This window comes from Actinoplanes sp. NPDC048988 (assembly GCF_043197815.1).
Classification (GTDB): Bacteria; Actinomycetota; Actinomycetes; order Mycobacteriales; family Micromonosporaceae; genus Actinoplanes.
Map to the genome: position 1 here is coordinate 117,661 of NZ_JBICTW010000021.1, position 18,967 is coordinate 136,627.

Sequence of the window (18,967 nt, forward strand, 5' to 3'; positions counted from 1 at the left end):
CCAAGTTCGCCGAAACCATCCTCGGCGAACTGGCCGCCGCCCCCCCCCCCCCCCCCCCGGGGGGGCCCCCCCCCCCCCCCCCCGCCCGCCCCCCCCCCCCCCCCGCCGCCCCCCCCCCCCCCCCCCGCGGCAGTACGATGGCGGCCGTACGCAGGGAAAGGACCGTTGCGCATGCCAGAGGTTCCGGGGCCACCATCGACCAGCCAGCTGCTGATCGGTCTCGCCCGGCTCGGTCAGGCCGTGCGCATGGAGGCCTGGCGCAACGCCGGCCCGCACAACCTGTCGCCGTTGCAGGCCGACATCGTCACGCTGCTGCTCAACAAGCCCGGCCCGATCCGGCAGGGCGAGATCGTGACCGCGCTGGCCTCGACGCCGCCCACGGTGTCCGACGCGGTGAAGGTGCTGCGCAAGAAGGAACTGCTCGAGGCCGCCCGCGATCCGGGCGATGCCCGCGCGACGCTGCTCGGTCTGAGCCCGCTCGGCCGCACGGAGGCCGACCGTCTGCGCAGCCAGTCGGAAACGCTGACGGGTGCGCTGAAGGCGCTCTCGCACGACGACTTCGCGGCCATGCTCCGCGGCATCACCACGCTCATGCGCGAGCTTCAGGACCGGCAGGCGATCCCGGTCTCGCAAATGTGCCTCACCTGCCGCTTCTTCGTTCCCCGAGCCCACCCGGACCAGCCCGACCGGCCCCACCACTGCAACTACGTCGACGCCCCGTTCGGTGACGCCGAGCTGCGGGTCACCTGCCCCGACCACGAGCCGCCCACCGATTCTTGACAGCGATCCGGCTGCGGTCTCAGGAGCGGAGGAAAGCCAGAAGGTCGGCATTGATCGTCTCGGCCTGGGTGGTCGGCATGCCGTGCGGGAAGCCCGCGTAGGTCTTGAGCGTGCCGTTCTTCACCAGCTCGGCGGTGCGGGGCGCCGTCGCGCCGTACGGGACGATCTGGTCGTCGTCGCCGTGCATCACCAGCACCGGCACCGTGATTTTCCGCAGCTCCTCGGTGTGGTCGTCTCGGGCGAAGGCGTAGACGCAGTCGAAGTGCGCGTTCGCCGCCCCGGTCATGCCCTGGCGCCACCAGTTCTCGATGATCGCCTCGGAAGGCTCGGCGCCGTCGCGGTTGAAGCCGTAGAACGGCCCGGCCGCGACCTCCCGGAAGAACTCCGACCGGTTGCCGGCCACGCCGCTCTGCAGGCCGGCGAACGCCTCCGGCGGCAGGCCGTGCGGGTTGGCCGGGCTCAGCCGCATGTCGGGCACGACGGAGCTGATCAGTACGACCTTCGCCACCCGGCCCTCGCCGTGCCGGCCGAGATAGCGCACCACCTCACCGCCACCGGTCGAATGCCCGATGAGCACGGCGTCGTGGAGGTCGAGCTGCTCGATCAGCGCCGCGAGGTCGTCGGCGTAGTGGTCCATGTCGTGCCCCTCCGGGACCTGCGCGGAGCGGCCGTGCCCACGACGGTCGTGGGCGATCACGCGGAACCCCTGGTGCTTGAAGAAGAGCATCTGGTTGTCCCAGTCGTCGGACGTCAACGGCCAGCCGTGGCTGAAGACGAGCGGCTGACCGCTGCCCCAGTCCTTGTAGAAGATCTCGGTTCCGTCAGTGGTGGTGATCGTCGGCATATCCGTACTCCATAGTCGTTCGGCGCGATGTTCCGCGGCTGAAGCTATGGGGTGGTACTGAATGACTAGTGAATTAGCTGACGCGGCTGGTCCCGTACCGGTCAGGCGTGGGTTTTTCCGAGTTCCGCCAAGAGATCGCCGGCTCGGCGGGCGAACAGGTGCGCGCCACGCTCGGCGGACAGCGCCCGGGCGCGTTCGGCCGCGGCCTTCACCGCCTCCGCCGGTTCCCCCGAGGCGGCCAGCACCCGCGCCCGCAGCAGCAGGAGAAGGCCTTCGGCGTAGCGCTGACCGAACAAGTTCTGGTAGTGCTCGGCCTGGTCGAGCGCGGCCGTGGCCTCGGCCGGACGGCCGGCCATCAACCACATCTCGCCGATGAGCGCGTAATGAAAGGAGACGCCCCACTGTGGAGGGTCGAGCAGCGACGTCACGGTCTTCAGCGCCGCCGCCGCCGCGCCGGCCGGATCATCGCCGGCGCGGGCGCGTGCCCAATGCCGCGTGAGCCGCAGGTAATGGTCGACGTGGGCGTAGTCCTGCGGATCGCCGGCGATCCACCTCGCGACCGATCGCGCCGCCCAGTCCGGGTCGTCGATCATCGTGGCGACCATGCCGCTGTAGTGCGACGAGATGGTGACGGCGTACGGCAGGTCGCCCGCGTCCGCCTCGACCTGGTCCAGCAGGGCACGGGCCCGGCCGACGTCGCCGTGCAGGGCGGTCACCACCCCCTGCATCATCGGCCAGGCGATCTGCAGGTCGTGCCGCAGCGGGTTCTCACCGAGCGCCGTGTCCCGGGCGGTCAGCGTCTGGTGCGCCCGATCCAGATAGAGGTGCGCCTCGTCGATGTTGCCGAGGTCCCACTGGTGCAGTCCCCAGGCCTGCTGGCCGCACGCCCGCACCGCCGGGTCGGCCGACGTCTCGCTCCAGTCGAGCAACCGGCGGGCCAGCCGTCCGCGGTCCGGCTGGGTGAACTGCGTGACCCGGATGACGCGGGTGAAGAGGATGTCGGCCGCCTCGTTGTCGCGGCCGAGAGCCCGGGCCAGGTGTTCGGCCCGGTCCAGCACCTCGTCGGCCGCCGGTTGGCCCAGCCGCATCCTGGCCATGGTGAGCCGGGTCAGCGCGGACAGCTCCACCTCGCCGAGGTTCGCCGACCGGGAGACCTGCGCGGCCGACGTCAGATGGCGTACCGCCGATTCCAGCGCGGTCTTGCGGACGGCGGACTCGGCCGCGCGCAGCAGCGCCGCCGCGGCCCGCTTGGGGTCGGCGAGCGGGCCGGCCGACCACAGGTGGTGGGCCAGCCGCTCGGCCGTCGAGTCACCGTCCGGGTCGAGGGGTTCCAGGGCGTCCGCGATGCCGAGGTGCAACCGGGCGGCCTGGCGCTGCGGTATCGACGCGATCACCGACTCCCGGACCAGGTCATGGGCGAAGCGAAAGGTGAACGGGTTCTCCGGCGTGGTCTCCAGCAGGCCCATCGTCAGCAGCGGATCGACGCGGTCGAGGCAGAGCTGCACGTCGACGGCCAGCGCGCCGGCGAGCAGGCGCAGGTCGACGTCGCGCCCGAGGAGGGCAGCCGTGTGGAGCGCGGGGACGGACTCCGGTTCCACCCGCGCCATCCGGTCGCGGACGACGTCACGGATGGTCGACGGCACCGCCGGCCGCGGGCCCGTCCCGTCGCCCGGCGATTCCGGGCCGCCCGGCAGGCGGGACAGTTCCCGCACGAAGAACGGATTGCCGGCGGTACGCGCGTGCAGGCGCCGGGCCTCGTCGCCGGCCGGCCGGCGGCCGGTCTCCCGGCGGACGAGCTCGGCCACGTCGGCCGGGCGCAGCGGGCCGAGCTGAATCCGGCGGTGGTGGGGAACGCGGCTCGCGGCGGCGAGCGTGTGCAGCAGTTCGGGCCCGGGCACCGGCGCCCGGTCGCGCAGCGCCCCGATGACCAGGGTGCCGCCGCTCAACCGGGCTACCAGATGATCGAACAACTGGAGTGAGGTCACGTCGGCCCACTGCAGATCGTCGAGGATCACCACCACCGGCCAGTCGGCGGCAACCGCCGCGACCAGTGCCACGGCCTGCTCGAAGAGACGGAACCGGGCGCGGTTGTCCGGGTCGAGGCTGCCGCGGAAGCCGTCGTCGCGGAACTCGACCAGGCGACCGAGGTCGCGGTCGAGCCATTCGCGGCGCCGTGCGGCCGGCTGGGCGTCCAGGAGCTCCCGCACCACCTGCGTCCACGGCCACATCGCCGGCGTGCCGTCGCCTTCCAGGCAGCGGCCCCAGACGACCAGAGCGCCCCGGCGGCCGGCCTCGGCGGCGGTCTCCTCCAGCAGGCGGGTCTTGCCCAAGCCCGGTTCGCCCTGTACCACCACGAGCGCGGTGCTTCCGCCGGCCGCCGCCGCGACGGCGTCCCGGCACAGCCGGACCTCCTCGGCCCGGCCGACGAGGTTGGTGGGCGCCGGCGCGGCCGGGGCCGGCGCGGGCGGTGGGGACGTCACTGCCTGTCGCAGCACCCGCAGCTTGGCCTCCATCAATTCCGCGCCGGGGGTGACGCCGAGCTCCTCGGCGAGCCGGGCCCGCGTGGCGGCGAAGACCGACAACGCCTTCGCCTGCTGCCCGGCGGCGCCGAGGGACAGGACCAGAGCGGCCTGGACCGGTTCGTGCAGCGGCTCCATCGCCGCCGCCAGCTCCAGCGCCGGCACCAGTTCACCGCCGCGGCCCAGTGGCACCGCCAGCTCGGCCGCGGCCGTACAGGCCGCGAAGAACTCGCCGTTCAGCCCGGTAAAGAGGGAAATCGCCTCCGGTCCCACGGGCAGTCCGTCGCCGGCCGGGCCGTGCCAGAGCCGCAACGCCTGGAGGTACCGGTCGAGGGCGGCGCCGGGGCTGGGCACGCCCCGGGCCGTCTCGACGAGTTGCCGGAAGGCGAGCAGGTCGAGCGTTCCGGCGTCGGCCATGAAGACGTAGCCGTTGCCCCGGCGAAGCAGGTAGGAGCCGCTGGCCCGGGCGGCCAGCGTGGGCTGCAGGACGCGGCGGACGCCACCGACGTACTTGTGGATGACGTTGAGCGCGGTGACGGGCGCGTCCTCGCCCCAGATCATGTCGACCAGCTCGCCGCTGCCGACCGGACGCCCGACCCGTGCCACCAACAGGGCCAGCAGGTACGCCCGCTGGCGTGGGCCCACGTCGATCTCGTCGGGACCGCGCCACACTCGCATCGGACCCAGGATCTGCACGCGCAGGGCGTGGCCGTCGCTCTGCGAATCCCCTGGCACGCTCACGCCCGTCAACCGCCCCCCGGCCTGCGCATCGTGTGCGCGCCGAGTCTACGTCCGGCACCGGATCAACGGAATCGTCACACGGTGGTGGCCTGCCGGGCCAGTTGGTCCCGCAACCAGTGGTAGCTGGCCCGCGGTGTGCGGTTTCCGGTCGGATAGTCCACATGGGCCAGGCCGAAGCGGGGACCGTATCCCCGGGCCCACTCGAAGTTGTCGATGAGCGACCAGTAGAAGTAGCCGCGCAGGTCCACGCCGGCCTCGGCGGCGGCGGCCACGTGGGCGGCGATGAATCGGATGCGGTCCGGGTCCGCGCCGGGATCCTCGCGTACCTCGGCGACACCGTTCTCGGTGACGTAGATCGGGGGCAGGCCCGGGAAGCGGCCGGCGAGATCGGTCAGCGTGTCGGTCAGCCCCGCGGGCTCGATCGGCCAGCCCAGGTCGGTGACTGGTACCCCCTCGCGCGGCACGGAGCGTACGCCGATGTCGCAGGCGGTGCGCAGCGCCGGATCGGTCTGCTCGTACGGCGCGGCGGCGGCGTGGATGCGGTAGTAGTAGTTCACGCCGAGGAAGTCCAGCGGGGCGCCGATGAGCTCGAGATCGCCGGCGCGCCGGAACGACAGGTCGCTCACCCCGGCGTACAACCGGTCGAATCCGTCCGGGTAGGAGCCACCCAGCACCGGATCGGTGAACTGCCGGTTGACCAGCAGGTCCATTCGCCGTGCGGCTTCGGAGTCCGCCTCGGTGTCCGTCGCCGGCACGGCGGGGGAGAGGTTGAGCGTGATGCCCACCCGGGCGCCCGGGCAGGCGGCCCGGACCGCCGCGACCGCCAGCCCGTGCCCGACCAGCAGGTGGTGGGCGGCCGCGAGCGCGCCGTGGCCCTCGGTGGCGCCCGGGGCGTGCCGGCCCTCGGCGTAGCCGACGATCGACGAGCAGTACGGCTCGTTCAGCGTGATCCAGTCGCCCACCCGGTCGCCGAGCCGCCCGGCGACCACGGAGGCGTACTCGGCGAAGCGCTCCGCCGTGTCCCGTACCCGCCAGCCGCCCCTCTCCTCAAGCGCTTGCGGCAGATCCCAGTGGTAGAGCGTGACGAACGGCCGGATGCCCCGCTCGCACAGGGCGTCGACGAGCCGGTCGTAGTAGTCCAGGCCCGGCTTGTTCACCTCGTCGGCGCCCGACGGCACGATCCGCGGCCAGGCGACCGAGAACCGGTAGGCGCCCGCGCCGAGGCCGTCGAGCAGGTCCACGTCGTCGCGCCAGCGGTGGTAGCTGTCGCAGGCCACCGCTCCGGAACTCCCGTCGGCCACGGCGCCCGGGCGCCGGCTGAAGGTGTCCCAGATCGAGTCGGCGCGGCCGTCATCGGCCACCGCCCCCTCGATCTGGTACGCCGCCGTGGCGGCGCCCCAGAGAAATCCGGCCGGCATCCGCGGCAGTTCCGAGTCCGTCATCCTTTGATCGCTCCTTGCATGATGCCGCCGACGATCTGCCGGCCGAGCACCATGAAGATCACCAAGATCGGCAGGGTGGCCAGCAGCGTGCCGGTCAGGGTGAGGGTGTAGTCGGTGGTGTAGCCGCTGGCCAGCGAGGAGAGCGCGACCTGCACCGTGGCGTTGTTCTGCAGCACGACCAGCGGCCAGAAGAAGTCGTTCCACGCCTGCATGAAGGTGAACAGGCCGAGCACCGCCGCCGCGGGGCGCGCGGCCGGCAGCACGACGTGCCAGAAGAGGCCGAACGTGCTGCACCCGTCGATCCGCCCGGCCTCCAGCAGCTCGTCGGGCACCGCCCGCCCGAGGTACTGGGTCATGAAGAAGACGCCGAACGCGGTGACCAGGCCGGGGACGATCACGGCGGCGAGCCGGTCGGTCCAGCCGATATCGGCCATCAACAGGTAGAGCGGGATGATGCCGAGCTGTTGCGGCACCACCGACGTGCCGATGGCGACGACGAGCAGCACCTTGCGGCCGCGGAAGCGCAGCTTGGCGAACGCGAAGCCGGCCAGCGTCGAGAAGAAGACCACGGAGATCGTCACCGAGCCGCTGACGATGAACGAGTTGAGCAGCGCCTTGGCGAAGTCGGTGGAGTCGAAGACCCGGGCGATGTTGTCGAACAGGTGCCCGCCCGGGATCAGGACCGGCGGCACCTTGGCGACGGCGTCGCTGGTCTGCGACGACACGACCAGCGACCAGTAGAGCGGGAAGACCGATCCGGCCACGACCGCGAGCAGGGCGGCGTAGGTCCAGACCGAGGCCTTGCGTGGATAGCCGAAGCTGCGGCGGCGCGCCCGGCGTGGCTCGGCCGGCGTCTCGGCGCGGGTGGACGGTGGGTCGGCGAGAACGGTCACGACTACTCCTCGTCGTTGGCGATGCGCCGGGTGATCAGGTAGTTGGCGATCGCGAAGAGGGCGATGACGAGGCACAGCGTCCAGGCGATCGCGGAGGCGTAGCCGAACCGGAACTCCCGGAAGCCCTGCTCGTACATGAACAGCGCGGCCGTCTGGAACTGCCGGTCGGAGCCGCCCGTGGGCGTCGAGCTGCCGGCGAACAGCAGCGGCTCGGCGATGATCTGCAGGCCGCCGATCGTCGAGATCACCGCGGTGAAGATGATCGTCGGACGCAGCATCGGCACCGTGATCTTCCAGAACTGCTGCGCCGACGACGCGCCGTCGAGCTCCGCGGCTTCGTACAGGTCGTGGGGAACGGCCTGCATGGAGGCGAGGTAGATCAGGGCGTTGTAGCCGGTCCAGCGCCAGGCCACGATGATGGAGATGGCCAGGTGGGAGCTCCACGTGTCGGCCTGCCAGTCGACCGGGCCGACGCCGACGATGCCGAGCAGCCAATTCACCATGCCGAAGTCGCGGCCGAAGAGCTGGGTGAAGACGATCGTCACCGCGACGATGGACGTGATGTTCGGCAGCAGCACACCCATGCGCAGGCTGGTGCGGGCCCGTAGCTTGTGGTTGAGCAGATGCGCGATCCAGAGCGCGGCGAGCAGCTGCGGCACCGTGGACAGCACCCAGATGCTCAGCGTGTTGCCGAGCGCGTTCCAGAAGTACGGATCCTGCAGCAGCTCGCGGTAGTTGGCGAGGCCGACCCATTCGTGCGCGCCGGCGTCGAGAAGGTTCCAATCGTTGAACGAGACGTATCCGGTGTAGACCAGCGGGAAGAGCCCGAACGCGCCGAAGAGCAGGAAGAACGGGAGTACGTACAGGTAGGGCGAACCCTTGGTGTCGAGCCGGTTCAGTCTCGCCCGGCGGGCGGTCAGCGCGGGGATGGCCATGATCGATCCTTCGTCGCCGGGGCGGCCGGCGATCCTGCGACCGCCGGCCGTGCGGGTGGGCTACTTGGCGAGACGCTCGACGTCGCTGACCGTCTGCTGCCAGGACTCGTCGGAGCTCTGCTTGCCCTGCTCGATACGCACCAGGCCGTCGCGGATGGTGGTCTGGATGTCACCGGTGCGCGGGCCCTGGTACTGCGGCTTCAACTGCTTCGCGGCCGTCGTAAAGATCTTGCCGACCGGCGCGTCGTTGAAGAACGGGTCCTTGTACTGCGCGATCTCCGGCTTGTCGTACAGCGCCGGGATGGAGGGCAGCAGCCCCTTGGAGGTGAAGACCTTGGCCTGCTGCTCGGGCGCGGTGAGCCAGGCGGCGAGCTTCTTCGCCTCCTCGACGTGCTTGCCCTGCTTGGGCACGGTCAGGTACGAGCCGCCCCAGTTGCCGCCGCCGCCGGGCACGGCCGCTACGTCCCACTTGCCGGCCGCGTTCTTGGACTGGTCCTTGATCTTGGCCATCATCCAGGCCGGGCAGGCGATGGTCGCGAACTGGCCCTTGGCGAAGCCGTTGTTCCACTCCGGGGAGCTTTCGATCAGCTTGGCCGACAGCTTGCTCTGCACCGCCTGGACGACCAGATTCCAGGCGTTGCGCACCTCGGGGTTGCTGCCGACGACGACGGTGTTGTCCTCGTTGTAGAAGCCGACCGGTGCCTGGCCGATGACGGCGTTGTACAGCGCCCCCGCGCCGTCGAAGAACGCGGTGCCGGCCGGCGCCTTGTCGGTGTACTTCTTCCCTTGCTCGATGTACTTGTCCCAGCCGCTCGCCCACGACGCGGAGACCTGGTCGCGGTCGGTGGGCAGGCCGGCCTTCTGGAACAGGTCGCGCCGGTAGCAGATGGCCAGGCCGCCGACGTCGGTGCCGTACCCGATCTGCTGGCCGTCCTTGGTCAGCGATGCCTGCCATTTCCAGGGCAGGTACTCGGACTGGCGCTCGGTGCCGAGGTCGGTGAACTGCTTGCCGACCTCGCGCATCTGGGCGATGAAGCCGGTGTCGACAGCCTCGATGTCGCCGGCGCCCGAATTGGTGGCGAGGTGTGTGGCCAGGTTGCGGTGGTGATCGTTGTAGGCGGCCGTGCTCTCTTTGATCTTGACGTTGGGGTTCGCCTTCTCGTACTCCTCGTACAGCTCCTGGTAGCCGAAGTTGCCGAACAGGTTGACGTTCAGCGTGACGTCGCCGCCGCCGCCGCTGCCCCCGCTGTCGTCGCCACCGGAGCCGCACGCGGTCAGCATCACCGCGGCGACCGTCGCCGCGGCCACGGCTCGCACGGATCGAGACAAAAGCATGACAGTTCTCCCCTTTTCACCTGATGTAATCGGTTACATGAAACCGGTTACATGCTGCAGAACTGGAGTTTCGAACGAGCTGAGCCCATGGAGAGGCCGGCATGGATGCGGCCGGAGAATCGCTTCGGAGGGGTGCGTGTGGCCCCTCGAGCCAAGAGTCTGCATCGATCGGTGCCTCTCCCGTCAAGTCACGAAAAGGTAACGCGATCCACTGTGTTGACCCGTCCGACACGGCGCTGTTACGGTCTTGAAACCGGTTACATTAGGGTGTACGCCGTGTCCAGCATCAGAGAATTGGCACGTCGGTGCGGCGTCTCCGTCGCCACCGTGTCCCGCGTCTTCAACACCCCGGAGGTGGTCAGCCAGCAGACGCGCCAGCTCGTCCTCGGCATGGCCGCCGAGATCGGGTACCTGCCGAACGAGTCGGCCCGCACCCTCGCGACCAAGAAGTCGCACATGGTGGGCCTCGTGTGGGACACCGATCATCGCCGTCCCGGCTGGCGGCATCCGTTCCTGCAGGACATCCTGGTCGCGCTGAAGAGCGCACTCAGCGCGCACGGCCTGCACCTGCTCATGCTCGCCCCCGACCCGGGCGCCGGCCCGGCCGACCCGAGACGTTTCCTGCGCGCCGTCCAGCGCCACAACGTCGACGGCGTGGTCATCATCGACAACGGCAGCCGCGACCCGGCCGTGTTGGCCCTGGCCGACGCGGAGGTGCCCTGTGTCGCCCTCGACCTGCGCTTCACCGGGCCGACCTGCACCTACGTCACCTCCGACAACGCCGGCGGAGGTCGGCTGGCCGCGACCCACCTGATCGAACGCGGCCACCGGCGCATCGCCACCATCACCGGCCCGGCCGGTAACTGGCCGGCCGCGCAACGACTGGCCGGCTTCCGGGAGGCACTCGCCGGGGCCGGGATTCCGCTGGCCGGCGACGACGTCGTGGCCGGCGACTTCTACCTGGACAGCGGGCACGCCGCCATGACCAGGCTGCTGGCCCGCGACCCCCGCCCGACCGCCGTGTTCGCCGCCGGCGACGAGATGGCGGTCGGTGCGATCAAGGCGATCCGCGAGGCCGGCCTGCGCGTCCCCCACGACGTCGCCGTCATCGGCTTCGACGACATCGAGGTGGCGGCCCTGATCCCGCCCGGCCTGACCACCATCACGCAGGACAAGACCGGTTTCGGCACGGCAGCCGCGGAGTCCCTCATGGCCATGCTCGCCGACCCGGCGACCCCACCGGAACCGACGATGCTGCCCACCACGCTGATCCTCCGCGGCTCGACCTGAGCAATCGGCGCGCCGGCCCGGGCTGACGCCGGCAATCGCGCAAATTCTGGCCACTGAAAAACTGTTACGCCGTCCGCTGGTGAATGTCTTCAAAGCGGCCTCTTGAGTGGTGGGAAACAAGCTGGCAATATTGGCGGTCATAAATGGGAGCGCTCCCATTCGCGACCCGGACTTCTCACCGTGAGGACCGCCCATGAACCAGAACCACGACGAGCCGACGGCGACGCCGTCCCGGCCGCTGCGCCGCCGAACCGTCTTGACGACGCTGGGAGCTCTGCCGGTCGTCGCGGTCGCCGGATCGGTCCTCACGGCCACCGAAGCCTCGGCCGCGGCGGCGAACGTCAACCCGTCGGCGTCGCGGCAGACGATCCGCGGCTTCGGCGCCATGTGTCACGCGGCCTGGATCGGCGACCTGACGGCGGCGCAGCGGGACACCGCGTTCGGCGCCGGCGACGGCCAACTCGGGTTCTCGATACTGCGGATCCCGGTGAACGAGAATCAGTCGGACTGGGGCCGTGATCTGGCCACGGCGCAACGGGCCGTAGCGCTCGGCGTGACCGTCTTCGCCTCGCCGTGGAACCCTCCCGCCGGCATGACCGAGACCTTCACCCGCGGAAGCCAGACCAACGCGAAGCGCCTGAAATACAGTTCGTACGCCGCCTACGCCCGGCATCTGAACGACTTCACCACCTACATGCGCAACAACGGCGTCGACCTGTACGCCATCTCGGTGCAGAACGAGCCCGACTACGCGGAGACCTGGACGTGGTGGACCGCCGCCGAAATCGTCCAGTTCCTGCGGGCCAACGCCGGCTCGATCGGCACCCGGGTCATCGCGCCCGAGTCCTTCCAGTACATCAAGTCGATGTCGGACCCGATCCTCAACGACCCCACGGCTCTGGCCAACGTCGACATCATCGGCGCGCACCTTTACGGCACGCCGTACGCCAATTTCCCGTACCCGCTGTTCCAGCAGAAGGGAGCGGGCAAGGAACTGTGGATGACGGAGGTGTACTACCCCAACAGCAGCGACTCGGCGGACGCCTGGCCCGGGGCGCTGGACGTGGGGGAGCACATGCACCACGCCATGGTGGACGCCGGCTTCCAGGCGTACGTCTGGTGGTATCTGCGGCGCAGTTACGGCCCCATGCGCGAGGACGGGCGGATCAGCAAGCGGGGCGCCGTCATGGCCCAGTTCTCCCGTTTCGTGCGGCCCGGCTATGTGCGGGTCGACGCGACCGCGAACCCGGCGTCCAACGTCTTCGTCTCGGCGTACCGGGGCGGGGACACCGTCGTCATCGTCGCGGTCAACAAGAACACCTCGGCGGTGAGCCAGCAGTTCACCCTGGCCGGAACCACCGCGTCCGGAACCGTCACCACCTGGCTGACCGACGCCGGCAACAACGTCGCGCGGCAGAGTGCGCTGAGCATGGCGAACGGCGCGGTCACCGCCACGCTGCCCGCCCGCAGCGTGACGACCCTGGTGACCAGCGTGACCGGCACGACCTCTCCTCCTCCGACGACTCCCTCCACCGGTGCCGGGCCGAGGGTCGCGTACACGATGAGCACCTGGAGTTCGGGCTTCACGGCGACGGTCAGCATCACCAACACCGGCACCTCGGCCATCAACGGCTGGACGCTGAGCTTCACCCTGCCCTCGGGGCAGTCCATCACCTCCGGCTGGAACGCGACCTACTCGCCCTCCAGCGGGCCGGTGAACGCCCGCAACGTCGACTACAACGCCACACTGGCTCCCGGCGCCACCGTCGAGATCGGCTTCCAGGGCGCCCATACCGGCAACACCGCCGAACCAACTGCCTTCACCCTCAACGGCGTTGCCTGCACTGTGGTCTGAGCTCCTCGAACTCGAGGCGGCGCTGGGGTGCCAACGATCGGACACGGGAGGTAAGGATGCGGTACAGATTGAGCGCCATGGCCGGCGGGGCGGCCCTCGCCCTGACGATCGTGGTCGCCGGGGCGGCCGGCGCCTCGGCCGCCGGCTCACCGGCGACGGGCGGCGCGCTGCTCGCGGCCACGCCCGGGCCGACGGTGACCTGCCCGCCGGCGATACCGCTCACCGGCGCGGTGACCGGGGTGACCACCACGAGCCTGACGATCAGCTACTCGATCTTCCAGAGGCCGCCCTGCGGCTACGACCCGCCGGTCACCGTGACGCTCTTCGCCAGCTCCGAGGATGCCCGGCAGTGGCTGAACCCGGTGGCCGAGGCGGTGTCCGGGCCGGAGCGCAGCGGGAAGGTGACGATCGACGGGCTGACACCCGACACCGCGTACTGGTATCGGTTCAGCGCCAACGGCCAGCACGATCCGTACTGGACCGGGTCCGGGCGGACCGCGGCGGAGCAACCCTGCGCCGCCACAGTCGCGATCGACAGCGCGTGGGGCGGCGGCTTCGTGGCGCGGGTCACCGTGCGCAACGCCGGAGCCGAGACGCTCGGCACGTGGCACGTCTCGTGGCGGTGGCCCGGTGACGAGCGGATCGTGTCGCTATGGAACGGGGTGGCGGCGGACGCCGGTGACGGCGTCACGATCGGCAACGCCTCCTACAACGGCACGCTGGCCCCGGGCGCATCGACGACCTTCGGCATGCTCGTGGCGGCCACCGCGCCACCCGTCGGCCTCGACCCGGCCTGTACGCGCTGAATCGTGGCGCTGGGAGCGCTTCCGAATTCGAGACGGAGGAGACCAATGCGCAAGGTCATCGCCGCTACCGCCACCGCCCTGATCCTCGGCGCGGTGGCGGGCAGCGTTCCGGCGGACGCGGCCGGCCCCGCCCACCGCGGCGGCTGCACACGCGCGCCGCTGTTCTGCGAGGACTTCGAACGACTGCCGCCTGGCGGGGCGAGCACGCTGAACTGGGGTGTCGACACCCGCCACGGCACGCTCACCATCGAGCGGGCCGGCCGGCACAATCAGGTGCTGCACCTCCACACCGTCGACAACGGACGCGCGTTCCTGCGCGTCGACGACTTCACCGCGCCGGGCAACCGCTTCTACGGGCGGATGCGGCTGCGCGTCGACGCCTTCCCGACCGCCCCGGACTGGGCGCACTTCACGCTCGTCGAGGCGACCGGCGCCGGCAGCACGGAGATCGTCAGGCCGATCGGCGGCCAGTACGCGCCCACCGCCCCCGGCGTCTTCTGGGGCGTGGGCGCCGACGGCGGTCCGACCGGCGACTGGACGAACTGGCGGGAATCGGCACCGGTCGTCGAGGACACCTGGCAGTGCTTCGAATGGGTGCTGGACCCGGCGGACAACCGCGTCGCCGTGTGGATCGACGGCCGGGCGCGCCCGGAGCTGACCGCCTCCACCACCGAGCACGGCGGCAACGACGTACCGTTCATCCTCCCGGCCGTGGACACCGTCAAGATCGGCTGGCAGCTCTACCAGAGCGGCACCACACCGGGTGAGTTCGACCTCTGGATGGACGACATCGCCCTGTCCACCCAGCGGCTCGGCTGCTGACCGCGCCCACGGCCGACGCCGCCCGATCCCGCCTCGGCTCCGGCCGGACTGATCATGTGGCACCGCGGCCCGCGACGACCCGTCGCCCGTAATCCCCGGCCCGATGCAACCCGCGGCGGGCTTGTCCGCGACAGAGAGGATGACGGCGGCCGACGAGGGGAGCGGGATGCGGCCCGAGCTGGAACGGGACTACGTGGAGTACGTGCGCGCGCGGCTGCGGCGGCTGCACCGCACGGCGTACCTGCTCTGCGGCGACGGTCACCGGGCGGACGACATCGTCCAGGCCACGCTGACCGCGCTCTACGTGAACTGGAAGCGCGCGGCGGCGGCGGACAACATCGACGCGTATGTGCACCGCATCCTGCTGCGCCGCTATTTCGACGATCGCCGGACCCGGTGGTCGCGGGTGCGGCTGGGCGATGTGCCGGCCGCGGTCACCGCGGTGGCCGCCGCTGACGAGCGGGTCGAGGACCGCGACGAGCTGGTCACCGCCCTGCGGTCGTTGCCCAAGGGGCAGCGGGCGGTATTGGTGCTGCGCTTCCTGGACGACCTGTCGGTCGAGGACACCGCGCGGGCTCTCGGCTGCTCGGCCGGCAATGTCAAGAGCCAGAGCGCGCGTGGGCTGGCCGCCCTGCGAGCCCACTTTCCCGTGAGAGGGTGATCATGGACGAACAGGATCTGCTGGAGCGCTTCCATCGCCTGGAGGCGCCCGCCTCCCGGCTCACGGTCGAGGCTGTGGTGAGGGCCGGGCGTCGCCGTACGCGACTCCGCCGCACCGCGCAGGCCGGATGCGCAGCGGCCCTGGTGGCCGGGGCGCTGATCGGCGTGCCGCAGCTGCCGGGCTTCGACCGGGCCGCGCCAGGCGTCGCGGGGCGTGCGGGGAGCTGCGAGGCGACCCGGCTGCCGGTTCCGGCCGGAGCGGCGAACGTCTGGGCCGTCACGGTGGATCCCACCGGCCGCTACATCGCCGGCTATGCCATCAGCGGCCCGTTCGACGTCGATCCCGCTACGAACAAGAGAACCGGAACGGTGCCGTCGCGTCCGGTGTTGTGGATCGACGGCCGGGCCCAAGAGCTGCCGGCGCCGCAGCGGGCAGTCCAGCCGGCCGCCGTCAACGCGGCCGGCGTCGTGGTCGCGGTGGCAGGTGACCGGAAACGCTTCGACTCCGTCCTGCGCTACGTCGGCGGCGAACCGCAGCAGGCGCTGCTGCCGGCCGGTTCGTGGGAGGTTGGCCCGGACGCCCGGATCAACGCCGAAGGCGACATCCTCTTCAACGCAACCTTGGCCGGGCAGCCGGACACCAAGAACGCGGTGATGCTCTGGAAGGCCGGCGCGAGCCGGGCGACGCGACTGCCGTTGCCGCCCGGCGCGGACGGCAAGGCGCTCACCGAGGACGGCGCCGTGGTCGGAGAGCTGCCGTCGGATGCCTCGCAGCTCACGTCGTACGTATGGGACCAGGCCGGCAACGGCCGCAAGCTGACGGCCCCGCGCGGCCAGCAGGCCACCGTCAACGCCGGGCGCGGTGACTGGGCGACCGGCAACGCATGGCCGTCCGGCGGGGCGATCCGCTGGAACCTCAAGACTGGCGAACTGACCACCTACGACGGCGTGCACGCACCGGCTCAGGCAATCAACAGCCGGGGCTGGCTGCTCACCGACGACACCCTGCGTCGCGACGATGGAGCCACCGAGGTCGTGCCACTCGTCGAGGGCGAGGCGAGAAGCTTCTCCAGCGACCTGTCCGACGACGGCACCGTGGTCGGCTCCCTCGTCAGCGTCGACGCGACAGGCGCCACCACCAGCCTCGGACCGCTCACGTGGCGCTGCGGCGGCTGATCAGCGCGTATTGGTGCGGCTCGGGGTGAGGGCCGGGACGGCGGGCCCGCACCCCGAGTTCACCGTGCCGCCTACGCCCTTCTGGCTACAGGAACTCGCTGCGGTACGCCGAGGCCAGTTCGGCGGCGCGGTGGCGGCGCTCGGTGAGCTCGTCCGGGGAGAGCCGCGGGGCTGGTGCGTCCGGGCCGCTGACGACGTCGCCGATCCGGGTGAAGTACTCGTCCTGGCCGGCGGGGGTGCACATGCAGAGCATGCGGGCCGGGGCGCCGGAGACGTTGCGGAAGTTGTGCGGGGCGTTGGCCGGGATGTTGATGGTCGTCCCAGCCTTGACGGTGTGCTTCTCGCCGCGGAAATAGAACTCGACTTCGCCGTCGAGGACGGTGAACATCTCTTCGAAGTCGTGGCGGTGCGGCGGCGGGCCGCCGCCGTCGGGAACGCGCATGTCGATCAGGCAGTAGCGGCCGTTGGTCTGCTCACCGGTGATCAGCATGGCGTAGGTGTTGCCGACCAGCGAGATGTAGGTGGTGGCGGGGTCGTCCGGGTTCGCCACGGTGAGCGAGCGGGACGGGTCGTCGTCGGGAATCATGTCAGGCCTCGAGTTCGGTGCGGTGGGCGGCAGGGAAGTCACCGAGACTGAGCGGCTCGGGATTGTCGGGACGAGGGTTCAGGCGACGATGACGGTCTTGCCGGACAGCTCACCGGCGGCGGCGCGGGCGTGCACGGTGGCCAATTCGGCCAGCGGCACCCGTTCGGCCACGTCGACCCGCAGTTCGCCGGAGTCGACCAGCGACACCAGGTGTGCGAGCTGGCCGGCGTCGCTGCGGACGAAAAGGTCGATGCCGCGTACGCCGCGGGCCTCGTCGGACGGCGCGGGCATCCAGACCGTCGTGTTGACCAGGACGCCGCCGTCGCGGATCAGGCCGGCCAGCGCGGTCAGCCGGTCCGGCTCGACCGGGGCCAGGTTGAGTGCCACGTCGACCGGCTCGGTCACCTCGTCGAGGGTGCGCAGGCCGTCCCGGCTGCGGGGGCCGCTGACGGCGACGACCTCGGCGCCGGCGTTCTGGGCCAGCTGGACGGCGTACGAGCCGACCGCCCCGCGGGCGCCGTTGATCAGCACCCGCTGTCCGGCGGTGAGCTTGGCGTGGTCGAACAGGGCCTGCCAGGCGGTCAGGCCCACGGTGGGCAGCGCGGCCGCGTCGGCCAGGGGGATGCTCGCGGGCGCCGGGGCCAGGATGTCGGCCGGAGCCAGGACGTACTCGGCGGCGGCGCCGTCATCGGTCATCGGCAGGAAGCCGACCACCCGGTCCCCGGCCTGGACGGCGGTCACATCCTCGCCCAGCTCTTCGACCGTTCCGGAGACGTCGATGCCGGGCGTGTGCGGCAGCGTCACCGGAATCGGGCCCCGCATGAAACCACCGCGGATGTTGCCGTCGACGCCGTTGAACGACGTCCCGGCGACCCGGATGAGGACCTGGCCGGCGGCCGGGGTGGGGCGCTCGGTGTCCTCGTAACGCAGGACGGACGGGTCACCGTACTCGTGGAATCGCACTACCTTCATCGGAAGCCTTCTCTCTCGCTGAGTGCTTCGTGTTCGAAGCACTTTCTGACCATACTTCGATTCGAATTCGAAGCAAGTGGCCGGTGGTGTGACGCGGCCTACATCAGCCGGCGCAGCTTCTCCTCGCTCGCTGAGCCGGGGACGGTGGTGAACAGGAGCAGCACCTGGTGCTCGTCGGGATCGACCAGGATCTGGCGGTACATTTCCAGCTCGCCCAGGTGGGCGTGCCGGTAGCGCCGGAGGCCGGAGCCGGGCGTGACGCCCACCTCGACCAAACAGCGGTCGCTCAGCAGGATCACCGCGGGACGGGTCCGCAGCAGCACCTCGCCGCACCTCGATAACACGATCGCCGGATGATCCGACAGCCGCTCGACGAGGTGCGCCAGAAGAGGCCCGACGCGTTTGCGTTCCACTCGTCCAGAGTGATGTGAACCGGGGAGAAGGTGAATGGCACGGTTATCCACGGATCATTTGTCCGTGGATAACCGTCACATGGCGCTCAGGCGCCGGAGCTTCTCCTCGCTCGGCGAACCGGGCTCGGCCAGATAGACCAGCAGCTCCTGACCCTCGTCCGGGTCGATCAGCCGCCGGGCGTGCAGCCACAGCTCGCCCTGCTCCGGATGCCGGTAACGCTTGAGATCGTTGTGATGGACGATGCCCACCTCGTGCCGTCGCCAGACCTCGGCGAACTCGGGGCTGACCGACAGCAGCGCCTCGACGATCTCGCCGGCCGTTCCGGTGGGGTCGGCCGTGTACGCCGCACGGATCTCCGCGGTGAAGACCCGGCCCCGGATGTCCTGGTCCTCCGGCGGGAAGAGCGCGCGCTGCGCCGGATCGGTGAACCAGCGGTAGACCAGGTAGCGGGCCATGCCGCTGTAGCCGGTGTAGTCGCCGAGCAAAGCGATGGCCGGCCGGGTCTGCAGCAACGCCTCGCCGAACCGGGAGAGCACGATCGCCGGGGTGTCCGACATGCGCTCGAGGATCCGCCGCATGGCCGGGCTGGCCTGTTCGTCCCGCAGCGCGCGCCGCGGCGCCGAGTGCCCGCCGAGCTGGAACAGGTGGTCGCGCTCGCTCGGGCTGAGCTTGAGGCCGCGGGCCAGCGCGGCCAGCATCTGCTCGGACGGCATCGGGCCGCGCTGCTGCTCGAGGCGGCTGTAGTAGTCGGCCGACATGCCGGCCAGCACCGCCACCTCCTCCCGCCGCAGCCCTCCGGTCCGCCGCCGGGAGCCCGCGGGAAGCCCGACGTCCTCCGGCCGCAGCGCCGTGCGCCGGGCACGGAGAAAGTCAGCCAGTAGCGCCCGATCCATCGTG

17 protein-coding genes are annotated in these 18,967 nt (G+C 70.8%); 7 read left to right on the plus strand and 10 right to left on the minus strand.

Features of this window, described 5'->3' with window-relative positions; all coding sequences use genetic code 11:
• Positions 1–171 precede the first annotated feature (171 nt).
• Positions 172–780 carry a MarR family winged helix-turn-helix transcriptional regulator gene (locus ACGFJ7_RS41120; protein ID WP_360256745.1) on the plus strand — a complete coding sequence of 203 codons (609 nt, stop codon included), beginning with the start codon at positions 172–174 and terminating at the stop codon, positions 778–780.
• 19 nt (positions 781–799) lie between these two features.
• On the opposite strand, the gene ACGFJ7_RS41125 is transcribed toward ACGFJ7_RS41120, so the two are convergent.
• From ACGFJ7_RS41125 to ACGFJ7_RS41150, 6 genes are all read right to left on the minus strand, one after another.
• On the minus strand, positions 800–1,624 hold the full coding sequence (locus ACGFJ7_RS41125) for an alpha/beta hydrolase (RefSeq protein WP_360256743.1): 825 nt from the start codon (positions 1,622–1,624) through the stop codon (positions 800–802).
• 101 nt (positions 1,625–1,725) lie between these two features.
• A complete protein-coding gene (locus ACGFJ7_RS41130) occupies positions 1,726–4,884 on the minus strand; it encodes an ATP-binding protein (RefSeq protein WP_392647431.1) in 3,159 nt (1,052 codons plus the stop codon).
• Positions 4,885–4,958: 74 nt separating this feature from the next.
• Positions 4,959–6,326 (minus strand): GH1 family beta-glucosidase, encoded by a 1,368-nt coding sequence (locus ACGFJ7_RS41135; protein WP_392647433.1) that lies wholly within the window; start codon positions 6,324–6,326, stop codon positions 4,959–4,961.
• The gene (locus ACGFJ7_RS41140) at positions 6,323–7,219 is read right to left on the minus strand and encodes a carbohydrate ABC transporter permease (protein ID WP_392647435.1); all 897 of its coding nucleotides are present in this window, start codon (positions 7,217–7,219) and stop codon (positions 6,323–6,325) included. The genes ACGFJ7_RS41135 and ACGFJ7_RS41140 overlap by 4 nt, the downstream gene beginning before the upstream one ends.
• 2 nt (positions 7,220–7,221) lie before the next feature.
• A complete protein-coding gene (locus ACGFJ7_RS41145) occupies positions 7,222–8,154 on the minus strand; it encodes a carbohydrate ABC transporter permease (protein ID WP_392647438.1) in 933 nt (310 codons plus the stop codon).
• A 60-nt stretch (positions 8,155–8,214) separates the two neighbouring features.
• Entirely contained in the window at positions 8,215–9,489 is a 1,275-nt protein-coding gene (locus ACGFJ7_RS41150; RefSeq protein ID WP_392647441.1) for an ABC transporter substrate-binding protein, read from the minus strand.
• 276 nt (positions 9,490–9,765) lie between these two features.
• Here ACGFJ7_RS41150 and ACGFJ7_RS41155 point away from each other — a divergent pair, with 276 nt between their 5' ends.
• The 6 genes from ACGFJ7_RS41155 to ACGFJ7_RS41180 all read left to right on the plus strand — a co-directional run bounded on the left by ACGFJ7_RS41155 (position 9,766) and on the right by ACGFJ7_RS41180 (position 16,098).
• Positions 9,766–10,779 (plus strand): LacI family DNA-binding transcriptional regulator, encoded by a 1,014-nt coding sequence (locus ACGFJ7_RS41155; RefSeq protein WP_360256731.1) that lies wholly within the window; start codon positions 9,766–9,768, stop codon positions 10,777–10,779.
• 193 nt (positions 10,780–10,972) lie between these two features.
• A complete protein-coding gene (locus tag ACGFJ7_RS41160; RefSeq protein ID WP_360256729.1) occupies positions 10,973–12,634 on the plus strand; it encodes a cellulose binding domain-containing protein in 1,662 nt (553 codons plus the stop codon).
• A 56-nt stretch (positions 12,635–12,690) separates the two neighbouring features.
• The gene (locus ACGFJ7_RS41165) at positions 12,691–13,440 is read left to right on the plus strand and encodes a cellulose binding domain-containing protein (protein WP_392647444.1); all 750 of its coding nucleotides are present in this window, start codon (positions 12,691–12,693) and stop codon (positions 13,438–13,440) included.
• Positions 13,441–13,485: 45 nt separating this feature from the next.
• Complete coding sequence (locus ACGFJ7_RS41170; RefSeq protein WP_360256725.1) at positions 13,486–14,262, plus strand: hypothetical protein; 777 nt, start codon at positions 13,486–13,488, stop codon at positions 14,260–14,262.
• Between the two features lie 166 nt (positions 14,263–14,428).
• Positions 14,429–14,923 (plus strand): SigE family RNA polymerase sigma factor, encoded by a 495-nt coding sequence (locus ACGFJ7_RS41175; RefSeq protein WP_392647448.1) that lies wholly within the window; start codon positions 14,429–14,431, stop codon positions 14,921–14,923.
• Between the two features lie 2 nt (positions 14,924–14,925).
• Positions 14,926–16,098: a hypothetical protein gene (locus tag ACGFJ7_RS41180; RefSeq protein ID WP_360256723.1), complete on the plus strand. Its 1,173-nt coding sequence runs from the start codon at positions 14,926–14,928 to the stop codon at positions 16,096–16,098.
• 85 nt (positions 16,099–16,183) lie between these two features.
• On the opposite strand, the gene ACGFJ7_RS41185 is transcribed toward ACGFJ7_RS41180, so the two are convergent.
• From ACGFJ7_RS41185 to ACGFJ7_RS41200, 4 genes are all read right to left on the minus strand, one after another.
• Positions 16,184–16,684 (minus strand): cupin domain-containing protein, encoded by a 501-nt coding sequence (locus ACGFJ7_RS41185; protein ID WP_392647451.1) that lies wholly within the window; start codon positions 16,682–16,684, stop codon positions 16,184–16,186.
• 78 nt (positions 16,685–16,762) lie between these two features.
• Entirely contained in the window at positions 16,763–17,656 is an 894-nt protein-coding gene (locus ACGFJ7_RS41190) for an NADP-dependent oxidoreductase (protein WP_360256719.1), read from the minus strand.
• 98 nt (positions 17,657–17,754) lie between these two features.
• A complete protein-coding gene (locus ACGFJ7_RS41195; RefSeq protein ID WP_360256716.1) occupies positions 17,755–18,069 on the minus strand; it encodes a hypothetical protein in 315 nt (104 codons plus the stop codon).
• A 75-nt stretch (positions 18,070–18,144) separates the two neighbouring features.
• Positions 18,145–18,963 carry a helix-turn-helix transcriptional regulator gene (locus ACGFJ7_RS41200; protein WP_360256713.1) on the minus strand — a complete coding sequence of 273 codons (819 nt, stop codon included), beginning with the start codon at positions 18,961–18,963 and terminating at the stop codon, positions 18,145–18,147.
• Positions 18,964–18,967: the final 4 nt, after the last annotated feature.

Coding starts and splice junctions, on each gene's coding strand:
- ACGFJ7_RS41120 (WP_360256745.1), top strand. CDS start 172: ATGCCAGAGGTTCCGGGGCCACCATCGACCAGCCAGCTGCTGATCGGT.
- ACGFJ7_RS41125 (WP_360256743.1), bottom strand. CDS start 1,624: ATGCCGACGATCACCACCACTGACGGAACCGAGATCTTCTACAAGGAC.
- ACGFJ7_RS41135 (WP_392647433.1), bottom strand. CDS start 6,326: ATGACGGACTCGGAACTGCCGCGGATGCCGGCCGGATTTCTCTGGGGC.
- ACGFJ7_RS41145 (WP_392647438.1), bottom strand. CDS start 8,154: ATGGCCATCCCCGCGCTGACCGCCCGCCGGGCGAGACTGAACCGGCTC.
- ACGFJ7_RS41150 (WP_392647441.1), bottom strand. CDS start 9,489: ATGCTTTTGTCTCGATCCGTGCGAGCCGTGGCCGCGGCGACGGTCGCC.
- ACGFJ7_RS41160 (WP_360256729.1), top strand. CDS start 10,973: ATGAACCAGAACCACGACGAGCCGACGGCGACGCCGTCCCGGCCGCTG.
- ACGFJ7_RS41165 (WP_392647444.1), top strand. CDS start 12,691: ATGCGGTACAGATTGAGCGCCATGGCCGGCGGGGCGGCCCTCGCCCTG.
- ACGFJ7_RS41170 (WP_360256725.1), top strand. CDS start 13,486: ATGCGCAAGGTCATCGCCGCTACCGCCACCGCCCTGATCCTCGGCGCG.
- ACGFJ7_RS41175 (WP_392647448.1), top strand. CDS start 14,429: ATGCGGCCCGAGCTGGAACGGGACTACGTGGAGTACGTGCGCGCGCGG.
- ACGFJ7_RS41180 (WP_360256723.1), top strand. CDS start 14,926: ATGGACGAACAGGATCTGCTGGAGCGCTTCCATCGCCTGGAGGCGCCC.
- ACGFJ7_RS41185 (WP_392647451.1), bottom strand. CDS start 16,684: ATGATTCCCGACGACGACCCGTCCCGCTCGCTCACCGTGGCGAACCCG.
- ACGFJ7_RS41190 (WP_360256719.1), bottom strand. CDS start 17,656: ATGAAGGTAGTGCGATTCCACGAGTACGGTGACCCGTCCGTCCTGCGT.
- ACGFJ7_RS41200 (WP_360256713.1), bottom strand. CDS start 18,963: ATGGATCGGGCGCTACTGGCTGACTTTCTCCGTGCCCGGCGCACGGCG.